Genomic DNA, 19,761 nt, shown 5'->3' on the forward strand with positions numbered 1-19,761 from the left:
CCACGCCAGTCCCCCCACCGGCGCCGCCGTCACCCATCGCAGTCATCGGTGATCGCGATGTTATTCTCGATCGCACAGGAGTCCACAGGAGTCCATCGGGAGGCGCACGGGGTGAGCGACGAGGAATACCGCGTCGACGACCTCGCGCGCCTGTCGGGCATGACGGTCCGCAACATCCGCGAGCACCAGTCCCGCGGGCTGCTCCCGGCCCCGACCGTGCGCGGCCGCGTCGGCTTCTACGGCCCCGAGCACCTGGCCCGGCTGGAACAGATCAAGCGCCTGCAGGCCGAGGGCTTCACGCTGGAGTCTATCCGCCGCATGCTCGGCGGCGGCGCCGAGTTCGCCTCCTTCGCCGCCGCGGTCCACCAGGCCTTCGACGACGGCGACAAGCGCGTCGTCCGCCTGGACGACATCCACACCCTGTTCCCCGGCCTGGACGAGGCGAAGGAAGGCGAAGACAACGCCGACAACGCCGCCCTCCTGGAATCCGCCGTCGACCTCGGCCTGCTGCGCCCCCTGGGCAACGGCCGCTTCGAGGAGCGCTCCCCGCAGCTGACGCGCATCGGCGCCGAGCTCATGGCCCTGGGCATCCCCCCGGCCAGCGCGCTGAAGGCGGCAGCCGAGGCGCGCACCCACGTTCAGGCCGTGGCGAAGGGCTTCGTGCAGCTGTACATGGACCAGATCTGGGCCCCCTTCGAGACCGCGGGCTACCCCGCCGACCAGTGGCCGGACATCCTCAGCGGCCTGGACCGGCTGCGGCCGCTGGCGCTGGACTCGATGCTGGCGCTGATGCGGATGGCGCTGGACGAGGCGGCGACGCGGTTGATCGAAGAGCGGGCCGGGCTGCGGTAAGCAAGAACTCTGACAATGAGTGGGGGTGGCAGTTCGAGAACTGCCACCCCACACGCGGAACTACAGCTACGCCAACGCGCTCAGCGCTTACTCTTCTCCGACGCAGCCGCCCCGCAAGTCTCCGCATCGATCGGCCCGGTCGGCCCGCCCTGCCCCGGCACGACGTTCACATCCGCCAGATCCGGCGCAGCCCGCCGCACCGCGTCAGCCTCCATGTCGTCCTCCCGAGCCTGCGAAGCCCGCTCGGCCTCGACCCGCGACAGGTACCGCTCCACTTCCTCCCGCACCGTCGCCTCGCTCCAGCCGAGCACCGGCGCCATCAGCGCCGCGACCTCCGGGGCGGCCGTGACGCCGCGGTCCCAGGTCTCGATCGAGATGCGAGTACGGCGGGTCAGCACGTCCTCCAGGTGCAACGCGCCCTCGTGCGACGCCGCGTACACCGCCTCCACCCGGAGGTAGTCGTCGGCGCCGGCGATCGGCTCGCCCAACGACGAGTCGGCCGCGACCAGTTCCAGCAGCTCGTCGACGCAGGACCCGTACCTGCGCAGCAGGTGCTCCACGCGCACCTGGTGCAGCCCGGTCCGGCGGGCGATCCGGCCGCGCTCGTTCCAGCGCGCCGCGAAACCCTCCGCGCCCAGCACCGGGACCTTGTCCGTCACCGACTCCGGGACCTTCGCGCCGTCGGTGGTGTCCAGGTCCTCGACTGCCGCGTCGATGACGTCCTTGGCCATCACCCGGTAGGTGGTGTACTTGCCGCCGGCCACGACCGTCAGGCCCGGCGCCGGGGAGGAGACGATGTGCTCGCGCGAGAGCTTCGTGGTCTGATCCGCGTTGCCCGACAGCAGCGGCCGCAGTCCGACGTACACGCCCTCGATGTCCTGCTCCGTCAGCGGCTTGGCCAGGACGGCGTTGGCGTGCTCCAGCAGGTACTCGATGTCCGCGCGGCTGGCCGCCGGGTGCTCGCGGTCCAGATCCCAGTCGGTGTCGGTGGTGCCGACCAGCCAGTGCCGGCCCCACGGGATGATGAACAGCACGCTCTTCTCGGTCCGGGATATCAGCCCGGTGCGCAGGTCGATCCGGTCGCGCGGCACGACCAGGTGGACGCCCTTGGACGCGCGCACCGAGATCGCCGCGCGCAGGTCCGCCAGCTCGTGGATGTCGTCGGTCCACACCCCGGTCGCGCCCACGACCTGCCGAGCCCGGACCTCGATACTGCGTCCGCTCTCCAGGTCCTGCACCACCGCGCCGGTGACCCGGCCGCCCTCGCGCAGCAGCCCGGTGACCCGGGTGCGGGTGGCGACTCGGGCCCCGTACTGCGCCGCCGTGCGGGCCAGAGCCATCACGAAGCGCGCGTCGTCGACCTGCGCGTCGTAGTACTGGATCGCACCGACCAGCGAGTCGTGGCGCAGGGCCGGGGCGCGCCGCAGGGCCGCGGTCTTGGTCAGGTGGCGGTGCCGGGGCAGGGCGCGGGCGCCGCCCATGGTGTCGTAGAGCATCACGCCGGCGCCTATGTAAAAGCGCTCCCAGACCCGGTGCTTCAGCGGCAGCAGGAACGGGACCGGACGGACCAGGTGCGGCGCGATCCGGTTCAGCAGCAGGCCGCGCTCAGTCAGCGCCTCGCGGACCAGGCCGAAGTCGCGCTGCTCCAGGTAGCGCAGGCCGCCGTGGATCAGCTTGCTGGAACGGCTCGACGTCCCGGCGGCCCAGTCGCGGGCCTCGACCAGGGCGACGGACAGGCCGCGGGTGGCGGCGTCCAGCGCGGCCCCGGCGCCGACCACGCCGCCGCCGATGACCAGGACGTCGAACTCCTCCTCGGCCATCTGCTGGAGCGCGCCGAGCCGGTACTGAGCGCCCAGGGGTGTGGATTGCACGGTGTTTCCTCCGTTGATACGACGAGTGGGCGCTCTGAGCGCTTCCAGCCTTCTTGCTTCTTCTTCTTGCTTTTGGCCACGGCCGGGCCCGGATCCCCGGGCCCGGCGGATACGGATCAGTCCTCGAACTCGACCCAGTCCAGCGTCCGCGCCACCGCCTTCTTCCAGTTGCGGTAGCCCTTGGCGCGCGAGGCCTCGTCGGCCTCGGGCAGCCAGCGCTTGTCCTCGTTCCAGTTGCTGACCAGCTCCTCGGTCGACTTCCAGAAGCCGACCGCGAGCCCCGCGGCGTAGGCGGCACCCAGCGCGGTGGTCTCGGCGACGACCGGCTTGGACACCGGCACGCCGAGCACGTCGGCCTGGATCTGCATGGCCAGCTCGTTGGCGGTCACGCCGCCGTCCACGCGCAGCACGTCCAGCCGCACGCCCGAGTCCTGCTCCATCGCCTCCACGACGTCGCGCGTCTGGTACGCGATCGACTCCAGCGTGGCGCGCGCCAGGTGGGCGTTGGTGTTGTAGCGCGACAGGCCGACGATCGCTCCGCGCGCGTCGGAGCGCCAGTAGGGGGCGAACAGGCCGGAGAACGCGGGCACGAAGTACACGCCGCCGTTGTCCTCGACCTGCCGGGCCAGCGACTCGCTCTGCGCGGCGCCGGAGATGATGCCGAGCTGGTCGCGCAGCCACTGCACCGCCGAGCCGGTCACCGCGATGGAGCCCTCCAGCGCGTAGACGGCCGGCTCGTCGCCGAACTTGTACGCCACGGTGGTCAGCAGCCCGTTCTCCGAGCGGACGATCTCCGTGCCGGTGTTCAGCAGCAGGAAGTTGCCGGTCCCGTAGGTGTTCTTCGCGGTGCCGGGGGTGAAGCAGACCTGGCCGACGGTCGCGGCCTGCTGGTCGCCGAGGTTGCCGGTGATCCGCACCTCGCCGCGCAGCGGTCCGTCGGCGCGGGTGACGCCGTAGCCCTGCGGGTCGGAGGAGGGGCGGATGGCCGGGAGCATGGCGCGCGGGACGTTGAAGAACCCGAGGAGCTCCTCGTCCCAGTCCAGCGTCTCCAGGTTCATCAGCATCGTGCGGCTGGCGTTGGTGACGTCGGTGACGTGTACGCCGCCGTCCACGCCGCCGGTCAGGTTCCAGATGATCCAGCTGTCCATGGTGCCGAAGATCGCGTCCCCGGCCTCGGCGTCGGCGCGCAGGCCGTCGACGTTCTCCAGCAGCCACTGGATCTTGCCGCCGGCGAAGTACGTCGCCGGCGGCAGGCCGGCCTTGCGTCGGATGACCTGGCCGCGCTCGTCGGCGTCCAGGGCGGCGGCGATGCGGTCGGTGCGGGTGTCCTGCCAGACGATGGCGTTGTAGTAGGGGCGTCCGGTGTGCCGGTTCCACACCACCGAGGTCTCGCGCTGGTTGGTGATACCGAGCGCGGCGAGGTCGGCGGCGTGCAGGTGCGCGCTGTTCATGGCGGTCTCGATGACCGCCCGGGTCCGTTCCCAGACCTCGGTGGGGTTGTGCTCGACCCAGCCGGCCTGCGGCAGGATCTGCGAGTGTTCCAGCTGGTGCCGGGCCACCTCGTTGCCGCCGTGATCGAAGATCATGAAGCGGGTGCTGGTGGTGCCCTGGTCGACCGCGCCGACGTAGTCAGCCATGAGGATTTGCCTCTCTCGCGATGAGCGCTTCGGGCGCGCTCTGGGCCTTCTGGGGGGATGGGAGGGCCGGCTCGACCGGAGGGGTTCCGGCCGAGCCGGGACCGGCTACGCGGCCTGCTGCGCCGAGGACGCCTCCGGGTTGTCGATCGGCACGGCGGCCGGGTCGTCCGGCGAAGTGTCGTCCGACAGGAAGGTGCCGATCAGGACGCGGTACAGCCAGGCGCCGATGAGGCCGCCGATGATCGGCGCGACGATCGGCACCCAGAAGTACAAGTCGCCGTATTGGTCTCGGAACGCCGTCCCGTATCCGGTGAAGAACGAGGCCAGCCGCGGGCCGAAGTCACGCGCCGGGTTGATGGCGTACCCGGCGTCGGTGCCGAAGGCCATGCCGATGGCCACCACGAGCAGGCCCACCACGACCGGCGCCATGTTGGCCCCCGGGGAGGTGTTGCGCAGGTCGGTGATCGCCAGGATGCAGAACAGCAGGATGGCCGTGCCGATGATCTGGTCGCGGAACCCGCCCCACATGTGGACCGGCAGCGAGCCGTTGCCGGGCAGCGTCGAGAAGATGCCCTGGCTCTTGACGGTGTGGCCGGGGTCGAACTTCGCGATGACCTCGGTGTAGTTCCAGCGCACGACCAGCGCGGCGACGAACGCCCCGAGAGTCTGCGCCAGGGCGTACGGGAGCACCTTGCGCCACGAGAAGCCGCCGAAGGCGGCCAGCGCCACGGTGACGGCGGGGTTCAGGTGCGCGCCGGTGATCTTGCCGGCCACGTAGACGCCCAGCAGGACGCCGAATCCCCAGGCCCAGGCGATGCTGTCGTGGTTGCCGATACCGCCGGCGACCACCTGTGCCACAACGCCGATGCCGAACAGCAGAAGGATGAACGTGCCCGCGAACTCCGCGGCCAGCTCTCCCACGAGCCCTTTGGCTCGAACGCGATCCGCCAAGCGATTCGCCATGTCTCCTCCTGACCCGGTGGGACACCCCGGCCGTCCGGGGCGCCTGATGTCCCACACCGAGCGTGTCGAAGCTCACCATGGGATCGACGCTCAGCGTGCGTTCGCCGAAACCTCCCGTCAACGGATGCCGTACGACAATGTCGAACTCTGGTCAGGATCCCCGACCTGGGGTACCGTCGCGCGACATGGCGGTAATCTTCGCGGACACCCCGGTCCTGGCCGGTCAGGCCGGCCGGCGTGTCGCGCACGCGCCGCCGGCGGCGTCCCCGTCGTGCCCGCCACCGGGTACGGCGTTCGACGACGTCGACCACCGCACGAAGGGCTATCATCACCGCCATGCCGGGACCCGTGCAGTCCATCGAACGCGCGGCTGCGATCCTGCGCCTGCTGGCACGCGGTTCCGGGCGGCTCGGCGTGGGCGAGATAGCGGCCTCGCTGGGCCTGGCGAAGGGGACGACACACGGCATCCTGCGCACCCTGCAGGGCGTCGGCTTCGTCGAGCAGGACAAGAGCAGCGGCAAGTACCAGCTCGGCGCCACCCTGCTGCACCTGGGCACCAGCTATCTGGACGTGAACGAGCTGCGGTCCCGGGCGATCAACTGGGCCGACGCCCTGGCCGCGCGCAGCGGCGAGGCGGTCTGGATCGGGACGCTGCTGGAGGGCAAGGTGCTCATCGTGCACCACGTCTTCCGGCCCGACGACTCGCTCCAGAGCCTGGACGTGGGCGCGCTGCTGCCGCTGCACGCCAGCGCGCTGGGCAAGGTGCTGCTGGCCTACGACACACAGGCCGCGGCGGAGCTGCGCGAGACCGAGCTGGCGCCGTTGACCCGGCGCACCCTGGTCACGCCCGCCGCGCTGCGCCGCGAGCTGACGAAGGTCCGCGAGCACGGCTTCGCCACCGACATCGAGGAGTCGACGCTGGGCCAGGCCTCGATCGCCGCGCCGATCCGCGGCTACGGCGGCCTGGTGGTCGGGGCGATCAGCATCACCGGGGCGGTGGACCGGGTGTGCCCCTCGACCGGCAAAGCGGAACCGGCGCTGGCCGACGCCGTGCAGAACGCCGCGCAGATGATCTCGCGGGACCTCGGCGCGGGGCGCTGGTAGCGCCGGTCGAGCTCGTAGCGCCGGTCGAGCTCGTAGCGCTGGTGGAGCTCGTAGCGCTGGTAGGCGCGGGCGCGGGGCGGGACTCCCGGCGTTTCGAGCACCGCGTCCCCGAGTACCACGCTCCTGAGTACCGCGCTCCCGAGCACCGCCCGCGTCAGCGCCTCGTCCCCCAGCACCGTCCCCCGCCCTCAGCCTGACTCCCCCTCACCGAAAGGCTGCACCATGGTCGCGCACTTCGTGATGTCGATCGACCAGGGCACGACGTCCACGCGCTGCATCCTGTTCGACCGCGGCGGCCGCCTGGTCTCGGTGTCCCAACGCGAGCACAAGCAGTACTTCCCCAGGCCCGGCTGGGTCGAGCACGACGCCGCGGAGATCTGGCGCAACCTGGAGCACCTGGCCCCCGAGGCGCTGGCCAAGGTCGGGGTGGGCGCCGACCAGGTGGCCGCGATCGGCATCGCCAACCAGCGCGAGACCACGGTGCTGTGGGACCGCCGCACCGGCCATCCGCTCGGCCGCGCGATCGTCTGGCAGGACACCCGCACCGACGAGATGGTCTCCGAATACGCGCGGCGGCCGGACGCCGCGACCGTCCTGGAGCACTCCGGCCTGCCGCTGGCCACGTACTTCTCGGCGCCGCGCATCCGCTGGATGCTCGACCACACGCCGGGGCTGCGCGAGCGCGCCGAGCGCGGCGAGGTGCTGTTCGGCACCATGGAGAGCTGGCTGATCTGGAACCTGACCGGCGGCGTGGAGGGCGGCGTACACGTCACCGACGTCACCAACGCCAGCCGCACGATGCTGATGAACGTCAAGACCCTGCAGTGGGACAAGGAGCTGCTGGACTTCTTCGGCATCCCGGCAGCGATGCTCCCGGAGATCCGCTCCTCGTCCGAGGTCTACGGAACGGCGACGCGCGCCCTGCCCGGCGTGCGGATCGCGGCGGCGCTCGGCGACCAGCAGGCGGCGCTGTTCGGGCAGACGTGCTTCGCCCGCGGCGAGGCCAAGTGCACGTACGGCACCGGCAGCTTCCTGCTGCTGAACACCGGCGACACCCCGGTGCGCTCCACGCACGGCCTGCTCACGACGGTCGGGTACCGCATCGGCACGGAGCCGGCGGTCTACGCGCTCGAAGGCTCCATCGCGGTCACCGGCTCCCTGGTGCAGTGGTTCCGCGACAGCCTCGGGCTGATCACGACCGCCCCGGAGATCGAGACGCTGGCCCGCACGGTCGAGGACAACGGCGGCTGCTACATCGTCCCGGCGTTCTCGGGGCTGTTCGCCCCGCACTGGAGGAGCGAGGCGCGCGGCGTCATCGTCGGCCTGACGTCGTACATCACGAAGGGCCATCTGGCGCGCGCCGTCCTGGAGGCGACCGGCTGGCAGACCCGCGAGGTCGTGGACGCGATGAACGCCGACTCCGGCCTGGCCCTGACCACGCTGAAGGTCGACGGCGGCATGACCGCGGACAACCTGCTGATGCAGTTCGTCGCCGACGTCCTGGACGCCCCGGTGGTCCGCCCGATGGTCGCCGAGACCGTGTCCCTCGGCGCCGCGTACGCAGCCGGACTCGCCGTCGGCTACTGGCCGGACCTGGAGGGCCTGCGCCGCAACTGGCACCGCGCCGCACTGTGGAACCCGTCGATGGACGCCGGCCGGCGCGAGAGCGAGTACGCGAACTGGCGGCGGGCCGTGGAGCGGACGTTCGACTGGATACAGCCGGGGGCGGAAAAGGAGAAGTAGGGGGCCGGGGACCGCCCCGTCACCCCGCCCCGAGGATCCCGCACACCTCGTCGGTATCCGTCAGAAACGCGTCGCCGGTGAACTCCAGTCCTGCGAACGCGCGCTCGGCGGCCTCCTTGTGGCCGGCGCCGCAGGCGTCGCGGACGATGATGGGGATGTAGCCGAGGTCGGTGGAGTGGCGGGCGGTGGGCTCGATGCCGACTTCGGTGGCGGCACCGACGATGAGGTAGCTGCGGATACCGCAGTCTCGCAGGACGATGTCCAGCGGAGTGCCTTCGAAGGCGGACATCGTGATCTTGTCGATGACCGGCTCGTCGGGGGTCGGGTCCAGGCCCTCGACCAGGTGGAAGCCGGGCGAACCGTGCGGGATCAGCGGCCGGGTGTCGGCGGCGGCGCTCTTGTGCTGCCAGGTCTTGGCCTGCCGCAGCTGGAAGACGCCGGCGAGCGCCGCGGGCATGAAGTAGTGCCGCAGGAAGATCGTGCGGATCCCGCGTTCGCGGGCGGCGGCGAGAACGCGCTTGACGTTCGCCAGCAGCTGGTCGCCGTCAGCGATCTGGCGCAGCACGCCGACCTGCATGTCGTAGACGATCAGGGCGGTCGTCGCGGGGTCGAGCGCTTCCGCGAGGGTTTCGGGGATTTCCAAGCCGTTGAAACGATCCACGGGCACGACGCTACAGGCAGGCCCGCGCCAACGAGGCGGCCGGGCGCCTACTGGCCGACCGGCGTGTCACGACACTGTCATCCAGATTGTCATCCAGCCGGTCTCGGCGAGCTCAGGTGGACGGCGGCAAGCGCCGCGAACTCGCTGATCAGCCGACTGCGCCGAGTCGCGTCCCAAGCCAGGGCGACGCGCGTGGGCCCCAGGTCGGCGATCGACACCGCGACCACGTCAGGACGCTGATAGAATCCGGCCGTCGAGGCCGGCAGCACGACGATGCCGCTCCCCGAGGCGACGTGTTCGAGCTTCTCCTCGACAGCCAGCGGCGCCGGACCGCCCTCGTCGCGCGGCGCGGTATCGCCGGTCAGCGCCTGCCACTCCGGAACAGCCTTGTGCGGCTGCAGCAGCGTCTCGCCGGCGAGGTCACTGAGATGAACCTCCTCCTTGCTCGCCAAACGATGCCCGCTCGGCAGCACCACGACCCGCGGCTCCTCGAACAACGTCGTCACTTTCAAGCCGCGCTGGTCGACCGGAAGCCGCACGAAGCTCACGTCGGCCCGGCCGTCCAGCAACACCTCGACCTGGTCGGCCCAGCTGGTACGCAGCACCTCGACCCGCAGCCGCGGATGCGCCGCGGTCAGTGCCCTGACCGCGCCGGTCACGATCAGCCCGGGCATGAAGCCGACGGTGAACACGTCCGTCCCGCGGCTGGCACGTCCGACCCGACGCCGCAGCGCCTCCGCCCCGGCCAACACCGGTCCGGCATCGGCGTACAGCGCCTCACCGGCCGGGGTCAGTTCGGTACGCCGCCGATCGCGTACGAACAGCTGCACGCCGAGCTCCGACTCCAGCGCCCGAATCTGGCGCGACAACACCGGCTGCGCGATGTGCAGCTCCTGCGCCGCACGTCCGAAGTTCAGCTCGTCGGCGACCGCCATGAAGTAGCGGATTTTGCGAAGGTCCAGGTCCATGCGGGCCTCCCGGCCATCTGTGATGCCTTGAAGGTATCACAGCGGACCGGACAGGTCTTGGACGCACGACCGCCCCGAGGCGGATCGTGGAGTCCGGAAGACAGACGGCACCAGCAATGGCGACGGCACCAACGAGAAGAGGAACTGCCATGGACATCACCGGACAGCGCGTCGTGTTGATCGGAGGCACGTCCGGGATCGGACTGGCCACGGCGCAGGCGGCGGCCGAGCGCGGAGCGCAGGTCGTGGTCGTCTCGGGGCGGCAGCAGAGCGTGCAGAACGCGCTGAGCGAACTGCCCTCGGGCACCACCGGCCACGCGGTCGACGTCCGCGACCCGGCCGCCCTCGACGCGCTCTTCCACCGGATCGGCGCGTTCGACCACCTGGCGTACACCTCGGGCGAACCGCTGACCCTCTCCCCCATCGCCGAACTCGACGTCGACACCGCGCGCCGCTTCTTCGAGATCAGGTACTTCGGCGTCCTGGCCGCCGTCCGCGCCGCCGCACCGCACCTGGCGCCGACCGGCTCCATCACCCTCACCGGCGGCTCGGCCGCCCCGCGCCCGGCCCCCGGCTGGGCCGTGGCGGCCAGCATCTGCGGCGCGATGGAGGCCCTGACCCGCGAACTCGCGCTCGAACTCGCCCCGGTCCGGGTCAACCTCGTCCGCCCCGGCGTCGTGGAGAGCCCCCTGTGGTCCGCGCTCCCCGAGGACCAGCGCGACGCGCTCTTCGAGGCCACGGCCAAGACGACACCGGTCGGGCACACCGGCCGCGTCGAGGAGATCGCGCGCGCCTTCGTCTACTGCATGGAGCAGACGTACGCCTCGGGCGCGATCGTCCCAGTCGACGGCGGCTCCGTGCTGGTCTGAGCCTCAGCGCGGCCATCAGGACAGCGAACACGACGATCGTGCGCAGGGCCTCCTCAACGCGCGGAAAAGAACTCCGGACCCGCATCGTCGAGGCCCAGACCGAGGTCAGCCGGTTACCCTGATCGGCATGGACGAGAATCGAGCGCGCCGCGTCGTCGACGCCCTCCGCGAACGTGGCGTGGACGCGCACGTCGCCAAGGTCAGCGTCTACCAGTTCGGCGTGCGAGTCATGCTCTCGGGCGGACGCCAGGCCGAGTGGGACACCGACGACACGGCGGGCCTGGAGGCCCAGGTGATGAAGGACGGGATGCTGGTCGGGTACGTCCCGACGATCGAGGGCTCCGAGGACTTCGACGAGCAGCAGACCATCGACGCGCTCCTGCGCACCGACTACGACCAGCCGATCGCCACGCGCCGGGCCGAGGCGCCGCCGCCCCGGCCGCCGCTGCCCCGGGAGGGCGGCGTGTTCCGCCGGTTCCTCGGCGGGTTCCGGGAGCGCTGAGACCCATCGCATGAGCACCCTCGAAGGCCTGACATACGCCGAGATCCAGGGTTTTCGGCCGCTCCTGCTGGACCTGCACCTCCCGGCGCACGCCGACGCGCAGTCGCCGGTGCCGGTCGTGGTCTGGATGCACGGCGGGGCCTTCTGGTCCGGCGATCGGCGCTACCTGCCGCCGAACCTCGCGCCGAACGCGGTGTTCGACACGCTCGTCGCGGCCGGGATGGCAGCCGCGACGATCGACTACCGGTTCTCCGGTGAGGCCAAGTTCCCGGCGCAGTTGCACGACGTGGGGGCCGCGATCAGGTACCTGCGGTCCAACGCTTCGACGTGGGGACTGGACCCGGCGCGCGTCGGGGTCTGGGGCGAGTCGTCGGGCGGGACGCTCGGCGCGCTTGCGGCGCTCTCCCCCGACGATGAAGCGGACCTCCCGATCGCCGCGGCCGCCACCTGGTGCCCCCCCACGGACCTGGTCGCGTTGCGCCACTTCAGCGCCATCGCGGGCCTGCTCGGCGACGACGGCGACGCGGACCGGCTGAAGGCCGCGGCCGCGCTGGCCAGCCCGGTCACCCACGTCCGCGCCGACGCCCCGCCGTTCCTCATCATGCACGGCGACGCCGACCGCAAAGTTCCCGTCGACCAGGCCGAACTCCTGCACAAGGCCCTGGTCGCGGCCGGGGCGCGCTCGGAGTTCGTCCCGGTCGAAGGCGCCGACCACGTCTTCGAAGGACACCCGGACGCTCAGCAGCTCGTCGAGGAGGTCGTGGCCTTCTTCGTCCGCGAACTCGCTCCGGCCGCGCCGTAGCGCCTACCCCAGCAAGCGCCGCCGCCGCAGGTCGATCCGCGACCGCGTCAGCACCGCCGCGCCGGCGGCGGCCAGCAACGGCAGCGCGACGATCACCAGGGCCAGAAACAACCACGGCACCGACAGATAGACCTGATGGCTGGACCCCATCCTCGGGGCGCCGTACGCACCACGCGCCCCGACCTCGATGATCCCGATCGCCGGCAGCAGGCCGAACGCCGCGCCGAGCAGCGCGCCGAGCCCGGCGGTGACCGCGGCCTGCGACGCCGCCAGCTTGCGCCGCACCCGGGCCCGCGCGCCGATCGCGGCCAGCGTCTCCAGGTCGGCCTGGGCGTCGGTGATGGCCAGGCCGGTCGCGACGGCCGACGCGCCGAGCATCACCACCCCGGCCACGCCGGCGAGCGCGAGCAGCCCGAGGTAGGTGTGGTCCTGGTAGCCGCGCTCGACGTAGAACGGGTAGCTGATGCCGTCCCCGGCGGCCAGATCGGAGGCTTTCTGCTCCTGTGCGGCGGTGGGCATGCGCGCGTCGTCGAACAGCAACGCCGAAGGACGGTAGTAGACACCGAGTTCGTCCAGCGGCGCCGGGGCGATGACGGCGTTTGTCCGCTGTCGCGGCGCGGAGACGTAGGCCGCGGGAAGCGTGAGCTGATTCGGCGGCTGCGTGCAGTTCATCGGGCCGTTGATGGCTGGGATGCCGCCGACGGTGTCGACTCGCGAAGCGACGCACACCTGGTCCAATCCGACGACGACCGTCGGATTCGGCCCGGAGTGCGCGGCGTCGGGACGGCCGAACACCACGACGCCGCCCCGGCTCAGGACGTTCTCCGCGACGGGGTCCTCGTACCCGAGCATGGTGCGCAGCAGCTCCGGGCCGCCGACGGTGCAACAGCCGGCGTCGCCTCGTTCGTAGTGCCTGTCCGGCACCGGCTCCCCCAGACGCGCGCCCGGAATCAGGCCGTCGCTGACCAGGGCCGGGGCCAGGATGTAGCCGTTGTCGACGCCGGGACGGTCCGTCACGCCCTGCACCACGGCGTACCGCCGGGTCGGCAACAGCCCGGCGATCTGTGCGCCCAGCCGCGCCGGATCCACGCCGGCCTGCGGGTTCAGGCTCAGCGCCGCTTCGCCGGAACGCAGCTCACTGCTGTACTCCGCGCGCGCCTTGGCACTGTCCGAGCTGATCACCATCGCGACCGTCGAAGCGCCGGCCACCGCGGCCAGAACCGCCGCGACCGCCGGGGCGGTGCGTCCGCGGTTGCGCGCGCCGTCGCGCAGGGCGAGGCGTCCGCTCAGCGGGAGCAGCCGTCCGAATCTGCCGGACCAGGTAACGAGAATCGGAGTGCAGGCCACGACTCCGAGCTCGGCGACGACCAGGCCCACGGTGACCGGGTAGCTGCTGTGGCCTTCGGCGAACGCGCCCCACAGAATCAGAGCACTGCCGATCGCCGTGCCCGCCAGACCGAGGATCGGCAGCTTCCAGTGCGGCGCGGACTGCCCGCGGCGGCCGGTGAGCGCGACGACCACGTCCTGCCGTGCGGTGCTGACGGCGGGTGCCACCGCGGCGATGACGCCGGTGACCACGCCGACCGCGAACGCCGCGAGAAGTTCGAGCGGCGCCAGCCGGAATCCGCCGGGCGCCTGGTGCGTCGCGCGATCCAGGTAGGGGAAGCCGATCGCGGCGCCGGCCAGGCCAAGCGCCAGCCCGACGAAGCCCCCGACCAGGCCGAGCACCACGCCGTCGGCCAGCACGACGCGGCGTAGTTGCCGGCCGTCCGCGCCGGCCGTGGCGAGCAGCCCGAAGTCACGCCGCCGACGCCGGGCGCCGACCGCGAACGCCGGACCGGCGAGCAGCACGACCTCCAGCAGGACGATCGTCACGCCGGTCACGGCCATCGCGAACAGGTCCGCGGCGTTGCTGCCGGAGGGGCCGGCCATCGGCAGTCCGAGCGAGTAGAACAGGACCTGCGACGGGGGCGGTGGATCGGCCAGGACCTTCTTGGACTCGGCGGTGAATCCGTGCTCGTTCAGCTGCCGGACCAGGTCCCAGGAGACCCCGCCGGGGACGCGGACGAAGTAGGAGGGGCTGCTGGACTGGTTCGCGGTGCTCGGCGTGGTCGTGGGGCTTGTCGTGGTCGTGAGGCTTGTCGTGGTCGCGGTGATCGCCGCACTCACTGAGCTGAAGACGGCGTGCGGCGCGAAGATGGTGGAATCGTAGGGCGCCGCGACGCTGTCGTAGACGCCGGTGACGTGGACGGTCATCGGCGCCGACGGCGGTGCGCTGCCGTCACCGGATTGGACGCGCACCTCGATGCTGTCACCGGCGCCCTTACCGAGATGGCGCGCCAGCGCGGAACTGATCGCGACCTGATCATCGCCGCTCGGCGCGCTGCCACTGTGCCGGGTCAGGATCCCCGCCTGCAGCGGATCGCCCGGGTCGCCCTCCTGAATCCCCGCCCACGTCCGGCCGTCGCCGAGCGTGACGAGCGCCTGGAGGCTGTAGCGCGTGTAGGGCCCTGCGACACGCGAGCCCGCCGGGAGCAGTGCGGCGAGGTCGGCGGCGCTACCGGGGCCGCCTTTTCCGCTGGCCAGCGCCGGGACCGAGTTGGCACCATCCGGGCTCTGATACAGCGCCGAACCGGACACCGCGGATATCCGCGCGTCGTACCGGCCCATGTCGCGGACCGCCTGCTCCTGCGTCGTCACCTCGGCGCTGCGCCACAGCGTGTCGGCGGCGACAGCACCGGCGACCGGCAGCGCGATCATCGCCGCCACCAGCAGCGAACGACGCTTGTTGCGCCATGCCTCACGACGAGCGATACGCAGCGGAAGCTGCCATGCGGCAATCACGGGTCTATACATACCCGGTATGCATCCGTACTCGCAAGAGACTCCCGGCCGATGCGGCAGAAGGGATGCTGTGGCCCCACGCTCCCGATGCCACCGGATACTAGATGCGTGGATCTCCGTCCAGAACTCCTACCGCCATCCGTCGACGAGGGGCGGCTCCGGCGTCTCAGCGGACGTATCGAACAGATCGCCGACCTGCTTCGTCGCGGTCTGCCCGCTGCCGATGCCGCCGTCACCGACTTCAACACGGAAACGGGGCATGCCTACACCGACTACGACTTCCTCGCCTACGACGAACATCGAAGTCTGGAGGAGTTCGCCCGCGAGGCCGCCCGGCCCGCCTGGCCGAAGGTCGCCGAAGTCAGCCGCGCGGAACTGATCGAGATCGTCAGCAGGATCCAAGCTGCGGACCCTGAAACTGACTACTATCTGTTGCTACTCCACGCCAACACGCCCCATCCCCGGGTCGGTGATCTGATTTTCCACTCACCCTCCGAACCGACTGACGGCTCCGCCGAGGCGATCGTCGACGCGGCGTTGTCATACCGGGCGATCGCACTCTGAGTGGACGCGTTCACGGTGCTGGCTTGCTGTTGCTGCCGCCGGAGGAGTCGCGCGGGTCGAACAAGCCGACCAGCGCCGCGAGCACGCCGCGCCGGCCGAATCGCCCCTCTGTCACCCCTGAACGCTATAACAACACCCGAAGTTACCCGGCCGTTCAGAATCCGCGCTCGCTCAGGGATCGGACCTCCAACTCCCCGCCGAAATCCACGGCGGAACCGCGAACCACCCGGATCTCCTTGCGCCGGCCCGAATAGTCGACCCAGACCGGGCTGCCGTCGTCCCCGTGCAGCCGATGGATCGACAGGGTGCTGAGTCGCCCGGCGCGCCACACCAGATCCACGGCCAGGCCGCCCCGGCATCGAACGCCCCGGACCGCACCATCGGGCCACTCCACCGGCAGCGCCGGCAGAACCCTGATAACCCCGCCATGGCTCTGCACCAGCATCTCCACCACGGCCGCCATCAGCCCATAGTTGCCATCCATCTGGAACGGCGGATGCGTGCTGAACAGGTTGGGCAGCAGCCCGCCCCACTCCGTCCCCTCCGGCGGCGCGCTCAGCAGCGGATCGCCCGAGAACGGCTGAACCGCCTCCAACAGCAGCTCACGCGCCACCGCAGCATCACGCAGCCGAGCCCGCAGCGTGATCTTCCACGACCACGACCACCCCATCGCGCCCGGCCCGCGCCGGTCCAGCGTCGCCAGCGCCGCCTCGGCCAGCTCCGGCGTCCGATCCGGATCGATCTGATCCAGCGGGTGCACGGCCACCAGGTGCGACATGTGCCGGTGCTGCGGGTCCTGCTCGACGTGGTCCGCGCCCCACTCCAACAGCCGGCCGTCGGCGGTCAGACCCGGCGGCCGCAATCGCGGCAACGCGGCGCTGATCTCGGCGCACACCGGATCCTCGATACCCAGCAGCTCCGCCGCCGCGAGGCACCGCGTGAACAACGCACGGATCAACGCCATGTCCATCGCCGTCGAGACCGACAGGGACTCGATCGTGCCGGCGCGCGAGACGAACAGGTTCTCCGGCGAGGTCGACGGGATCGTGTCGAGCAGACCGTCCGCGCCGTCCACCAACCAGTCCAAGCAGAACTCGGCGCACCCGCGCATCAGCGGCCAGGCCCGATCGCCGAGGAACTCAAGGTCCTGACTGAACTCGAAGTGATCCCACAGATGCTGGGTCAGCCACACGCCGCCCATCATCCACAGCGCCCACGACGGATTGCCGTGCCCCATCCCGACCGGCAGGGCCCAGCCCCACATGTCGGTGTTGTGGTGCGCCAGCCAGCCGCGCGCGCCGTAGAGCTGCCGAGCGACCGGCCCCCCGGCCTCGGAGAGCCGCTCGATCAGGCCGAACAGCGGGTCGTGGCACTCGCCGAGGCCGGCCTGTTCGGCGCCCCAGTAGTTCATCTCCGTGTTGATGTTGATCGTGTAGTTCGACGACCACGGCGGGCTCAGCTCCTGGTTCCAGATGCCCTGGAGGTTCGGCGGGGGCCCACCGCCGGGCCGCGAGGCCGAGGCCAGCAGGTACCGGCCGAGCTGGACGATCACGGTCGCCGTCAGCTGCTCGTCCTTGCCGGACAGCACGTCCGCGGCGACGTCGAAGGTCCCGGACCGGCGCGCGCCGATCGTCAGCTCCATGCCGCCGAGCAGTCCGCGCAGGTCGGCTTCGTGCTCGCGCAGCAGCTCATCCGCGCCGCGCGTGACAGCAGCCTGCGCGTTCTGCGACGCACGTCGCAGGTGTTCGTCCCGCGACGCCGGAGAGTTCCGCGACCAGAAGTCAGCGCCGCACGTCGAACTGGTCACCACGACGAGCAGCCGCGAAGCCCCAGCCACCCGCACGACCCCGTCGACCACACGCACATCGCCGTCGGTGTCGACGGCCATCGCGGCCACGCCGAACGGGTCGTACCCGTCGACCGGCCCGTCGCTGTAAAGATGCGGCGGCGCGCTCGGCTCATGCGTCGGTGCCCCGTCGATCGGCATCTCGACGGCGAGGCTCAGCCCTGTCCGCCGCACGACCCGCAGCTCAGAAGTGAGTTCGAGGTCGATGTCGACGCTGCCCTCGGCGACGTCCACCGCGACACACAACGCCCCGGCCGGCCGGCTCGCCCAGGTCCGCCGCACGATCCGGCGGCCGTCCAGCTCGATCTCCTCGGCGACGACACCGCTGTCGAGGTTGAGCGTCCGGCCCTGATAGCCGCCGTCCCCGTCGAGAGACATCCAGAGATCGACGAACGGCAGGTACTCCTGGCTGTACCGGCCTTCGAACAACATCGCCAGGCTGTCAGCCCGCCGATAGTCCTCCGCCCGGATCGCTTCGCGCAGCTCGGCAAGCCGTTCCGGACCGGCACCCGCACCGAGAACCGCGGCCAGCCCTTCAGATGGGCTCGACGGACTGCCGGACCACACGCTGGAGTCGTTGATCTGCCAACGCCCCAGCCGCACCCCGCCGAAGACCATCGCCCCGAGCCGGCCGTTCCCGACCGGCGCGGCCTCGAACCAGCTGTCCGCCGGCTGAGGCCACGCCAGCTTCAGATCGCGTGAGCTCACAGCATGATCCGGTCTATGTCGGGCGAGTAGGTGTTGGAGTCGGGACCGGTGAAGGTGATCGTGTTGGCCCCGGCCTGCAACGGCAGGGTGATCGTCAGCGTTCCGACCGTGTTCCAGCCACCGGTGCCGGGGGCCTGGATGGTGGTCTCCGGTCCGCCGTTCGCGCTGTAGGTGAGCGGACGGCCGTTGGTGTCCCCGTCGTCGTAGACCACGGTGATGGTGTGCGGGCCCGCCTTGGCTGCCTTCACCCCGGTGAACGTCAGCGCGCCCTCGTGGCCGAGGCTGCCGACCTTCTGCGATCCGGAGCAGCCGCTGCACCCGGTGACGGCCGCGCCGCCGGTCAGGATGTTGGACGGCGACTCGGCCTCGTACGAGACCAGGCTTCCGCCGCTCGGCACGATCTTCAGCAGCCGGGAGCCGTGCGCTGGCAGCGTCGCGGAGAACTGACCGGACATCGCACCGAGGCCCTGGTGCGCCCACAGGTCCCGGACCGTCGCCGAACCGCTGACGCCGAGCGAGGCGAACGGAGCGGTGACGGTCGCCGGGGCGGTGCCGAGGTTGAACAGCGCCACGGTGAGCGAGCCGTCGGGGTTCCGGCTGTACCAGACCTGCTGATCAGTGTTCTGCGTCAGGGGCCGCGCCGGACGTCCGGCCTGGTCGACCCCGATCACCTCGTCGTTGCCGAGCAGCGACAGGCCGTAGGAGTCGAGCTTCGTCAGGTCGTCGCCGGTGTACAGCGGCGCGGCCTCGATCGCCCACAGCGTCATGTAGCTCTGGCGCTCGTCATCGGTGATGCCGTCCATCGAGCCGACGCCGACGTCCAGGGAGTCCAGGTTGTTCCAGCCGCCGGGCTTGGCGTCGGCGATCCACGGGATGACGTCGGTCCAGCGCCCGACCACGGAGTTCTGCCAGGTCACCAGCGAGTTGCAGTAGCACTCGACGTCGGTGTCGATGCGCCAGCCGTTGGAGTAGCGCTGCCAGGTCGCCACGTGCGCGTGGTCCAGCGACCAGGACAGGACGAACTGGATGTCCCGGCCGGTCCGCTTCAGGGCCTGCGACCACGCGGCGACGTCCGCGGTGTTGTCGTAGTTGTTGCCGCTCTTCACCGAGCCCGGCCCGACGCCGTCCATCTTCAGGAAGTCCATGCCCCAGGAGGCGAGGCGGTTGGCTTCGGAGTCGACGAACTTCTGCGCACAGGGGTTGGAGAAGTCGATTTTGTACGCGCTGTCCCAGCCGTTGGTGGTGCGCAGGTCGGGGTAGACGATGTCATGGGTGTGACACGACGGCGCACCGGCGATCGGGAAGTTCCCGGCCTGGTAGTCGGCGATCTCCAGCCCGACCGGCAGGTACAGGCCCAGCTTGAGGCCCTCGCGGTGGACGTGGTCGGCGACCGCCTTGATGCCGTCGGGGAAGCGGGTCGGGTCGGCCTTCGGGATGCCGTTGCCGTCGTACTCCGTCTTCCACTTGTCGTCCATCCACCAGCCGGCGTCGATGTTGACGTAGGTGTAGCCGTGGGACTTCAGCTTGGCGGCCATGATGTCGGCGTTGGCGATGACCTCGGCCTCGGTGAGCGAACCGCCCTGGCCGGCGGCGTTGACGCCGGGAGCGGTGGTGGACTCCAGGCTCCAGCTGCTCCAGCCCATGTAGGGCTTGGCGGCGATGGCGGCGGTGGCGGTAGCGGCGGTGCTGCCGCCGTCGGTCGTCCCGGGAGCCCGGGCGGCGCCGGCGGCGTCGGGGAGCTGGATCAGCCCGAGCGCCGGCAGCGTGCCGAGCAGGGCGGCGAGCACGGCCGCGCGGCGCGGCCGTCTGATGCTAATACGCATGATG

At 70.9% G+C, this 19,761-nt stretch carries 15 protein-coding genes; 7 read left to right on the forward strand and 8 right to left on the reverse strand.

Annotated elements, in window-relative coordinates; translation table 11 throughout:
- The first annotated feature begins 111 nt into the window (after positions 1-111).
- Entirely contained in the window at positions 112-852 is a 741-nt protein-coding gene (locus ABH935_RS00660; RefSeq protein ID WP_370375760.1) for a MerR family transcriptional regulator, read from the forward strand.
- Between the two features lie 80 nt (positions 853-932).
- Here the strand turns inward: ABH935_RS00660 and glpD are convergent, their stop codons facing one another.
- The 3 genes from glpD to ABH935_RS00675 form a co-directional block, all read right to left on the reverse strand.
- Positions 933-2,672 carry a glycerol-3-phosphate dehydrogenase gene (gene glpD, locus ABH935_RS00665; RefSeq protein ID WP_370376103.1) on the reverse strand — a complete coding sequence of 580 codons (1,740 nt, stop codon included), beginning with the start codon at positions 2,670-2,672 and terminating at the stop codon, positions 933-935.
- A 167-nt stretch (positions 2,673-2,839) separates the two neighbouring features.
- On the reverse strand, positions 2,840-4,360 hold the full coding sequence (gene glpK, locus ABH935_RS00670; RefSeq protein ID WP_370375761.1) for a glycerol kinase GlpK: 1,521 nt from the start codon (positions 4,358-4,360) through the stop codon (positions 2,840-2,842).
- Between the two features lie 105 nt (positions 4,361-4,465).
- The gene (locus ABH935_RS00675) at positions 4,466-5,323 is read right to left on the reverse strand and encodes an MIP/aquaporin family protein (RefSeq protein ID WP_370375762.1); all 858 of its coding nucleotides are present in this window, start codon (positions 5,321-5,323) and stop codon (positions 4,466-4,468) included.
- Positions 5,324-5,659: 336 nt separating this feature from the next.
- On the opposite strand from ABH935_RS00675, the gene ABH935_RS00680 reads away from it, so the two are divergent.
- Positions 5,660-6,427, forward strand: coding sequence for an IclR family transcriptional regulator (locus ABH935_RS00680; RefSeq protein WP_370375763.1), 768 nt, complete (start codon positions 5,660-5,662; stop codon positions 6,425-6,427).
- Between the two features lie 222 nt (positions 6,428-6,649).
- Positions 6,650-8,170 carry a glycerol kinase GlpK gene (gene glpK / locus ABH935_RS00685; protein ID WP_370375764.1) on the forward strand — a complete coding sequence of 507 codons (1,521 nt, stop codon included), beginning with the start codon at positions 6,650-6,652 and terminating at the stop codon, positions 8,168-8,170.
- Between the two features lie 19 nt (positions 8,171-8,189).
- Here glpK (ABH935_RS00685) and ABH935_RS00690 read toward each other — a convergent pair whose 3' ends face one another.
- Together ABH935_RS00690 and ABH935_RS00695 are read right to left on the reverse strand one after the other, a co-directional pair.
- Positions 8,190-8,831 (reverse strand): cysteine hydrolase, encoded by a 642-nt coding sequence (locus ABH935_RS00690; protein WP_370375765.1) that lies wholly within the window; start codon positions 8,829-8,831, stop codon positions 8,190-8,192.
- 89 nt (positions 8,832-8,920) lie between these two features.
- Positions 8,921-9,799, reverse strand: coding sequence for a LysR family transcriptional regulator (locus ABH935_RS00695; protein ID WP_370375766.1), 879 nt, complete (start codon positions 9,797-9,799; stop codon positions 8,921-8,923).
- A gap of 149 nt (positions 9,800-9,948) precedes the next feature.
- Between ABH935_RS00695 and ABH935_RS00700 the strand changes: the two genes are divergently transcribed.
- The 3 genes from ABH935_RS00700 to ABH935_RS00710 all read left to right on the forward strand — a co-directional run bounded on the left by ABH935_RS00700 (position 9,949) and on the right by ABH935_RS00710 (position 11,972).
- Positions 9,949-10,668: an SDR family oxidoreductase gene (locus tag ABH935_RS00700; protein ID WP_370375767.1), complete on the forward strand. Its 720-nt coding sequence runs from the start codon at positions 9,949-9,951 to the stop codon at positions 10,666-10,668.
- A gap of 127 nt (positions 10,669-10,795) precedes the next feature.
- Positions 10,796-11,170, forward strand: a complete 375-nt coding sequence (locus ABH935_RS00705; RefSeq protein WP_370375768.1) for a hypothetical protein — start codon at positions 10,796-10,798, stop codon at positions 11,168-11,170.
- 10 nt (positions 11,171-11,180) lie between these two features.
- Positions 11,181-11,972 carry an alpha/beta hydrolase fold domain-containing protein gene (locus ABH935_RS00710; protein WP_370375769.1) on the forward strand — a complete coding sequence of 264 codons (792 nt, stop codon included), beginning with the start codon at positions 11,181-11,183 and terminating at the stop codon, positions 11,970-11,972.
- 3 nt (positions 11,973-11,975) lie between these two features.
- On the opposite strand, the gene ABH935_RS00715 is transcribed toward ABH935_RS00710, so the two are convergent.
- Positions 11,976-14,816: an ABC transporter permease gene (locus ABH935_RS00715; RefSeq protein ID WP_370375770.1), complete on the reverse strand. Its 2,841-nt coding sequence runs from the start codon at positions 14,814-14,816 to the stop codon at positions 11,976-11,978.
- A gap of 108 nt (positions 14,817-14,924) precedes the next feature.
- Here ABH935_RS00715 and ABH935_RS00720 point away from each other — a divergent pair, with 108 nt between their 5' ends.
- Entirely contained in the window at positions 14,925-15,380 is a 456-nt protein-coding gene (locus ABH935_RS00720) for a hypothetical protein (protein ID WP_370375771.1), read from the forward strand.
- Between the two features lie 154 nt (positions 15,381-15,534).
- On the opposite strand, the gene ABH935_RS00725 is transcribed toward ABH935_RS00720, so the two are convergent.
- Together ABH935_RS00725 and ABH935_RS00730 are read right to left on the reverse strand one after the other, a co-directional pair.
- Positions 15,535-17,934 (reverse strand): glycoside hydrolase N-terminal domain-containing protein, encoded by a 2,400-nt coding sequence (locus ABH935_RS00725; protein ID WP_370375772.1) that lies wholly within the window; start codon positions 17,932-17,934, stop codon positions 15,535-15,537.
- On the reverse strand, positions 17,931-19,757 hold the full coding sequence (locus ABH935_RS00730) for a carbohydrate-binding protein (RefSeq protein ID WP_370375773.1): 1,827 nt from the start codon (positions 19,755-19,757) through the stop codon (positions 17,931-17,933). The genes ABH935_RS00725 and ABH935_RS00730 overlap by 4 nt, the downstream gene beginning before the upstream one ends.
- Positions 19,758-19,761: the final 4 nt, after the last annotated feature.

Source organism: Catenulispora sp. GAS73 (assembly GCF_041262085.1).
In the GTDB taxonomy this organism is placed as follows: domain Bacteria; phylum Actinomycetota; class Actinomycetes; order Streptomycetales; family Catenulisporaceae; genus Catenulispora.

Coding starts and splice junctions, on each gene's coding strand:
- ABH935_RS00680 (WP_370375763.1), top strand. CDS start 5,660: ATGCCGGGACCCGTGCAGTCCATCGAACGCGCGGCTGCGATCCTGCGC.
- ABH935_RS00700 (WP_370375767.1), top strand. CDS start 9,949: ATGGACATCACCGGACAGCGCGTCGTGTTGATCGGAGGCACGTCCGGG.
- glpD (WP_370376103.1), bottom strand. CDS start 2,672: ATGGCCGAGGAGGAGTTCGACGTCCTGGTCATCGGCGGCGGCGTGGTC.
- ABH935_RS00675 (WP_370375762.1), bottom strand. CDS start 5,323: ATGGCGAATCGCTTGGCGGATCGCGTTCGAGCCAAAGGGCTCGTGGGA.
- ABH935_RS00705 (WP_370375768.1), top strand. CDS start 10,796: ATGGACGAGAATCGAGCGCGCCGCGTCGTCGACGCCCTCCGCGAACGT.
- ABH935_RS00695 (WP_370375766.1), bottom strand. CDS start 9,799: ATGGACCTGGACCTTCGCAAAATCCGCTACTTCATGGCGGTCGCCGAC.
- glpK (WP_370375764.1), top strand. CDS start 6,650: ATGGTCGCGCACTTCGTGATGTCGATCGACCAGGGCACGACGTCCACG.
- ABH935_RS00730 (WP_370375773.1), bottom strand. CDS start 19,757: ATGCGTATTAGCATCAGACGGCCGCGCCGCGCGGCCGTGCTCGCCGCC.
- glpK (WP_370375761.1), bottom strand. CDS start 4,360: ATGGCTGACTACGTCGGCGCGGTCGACCAGGGCACCACCAGCACCCGC.
- ABH935_RS00710 (WP_370375769.1), top strand. CDS start 11,181: ATGAGCACCCTCGAAGGCCTGACATACGCCGAGATCCAGGGTTTTCGG.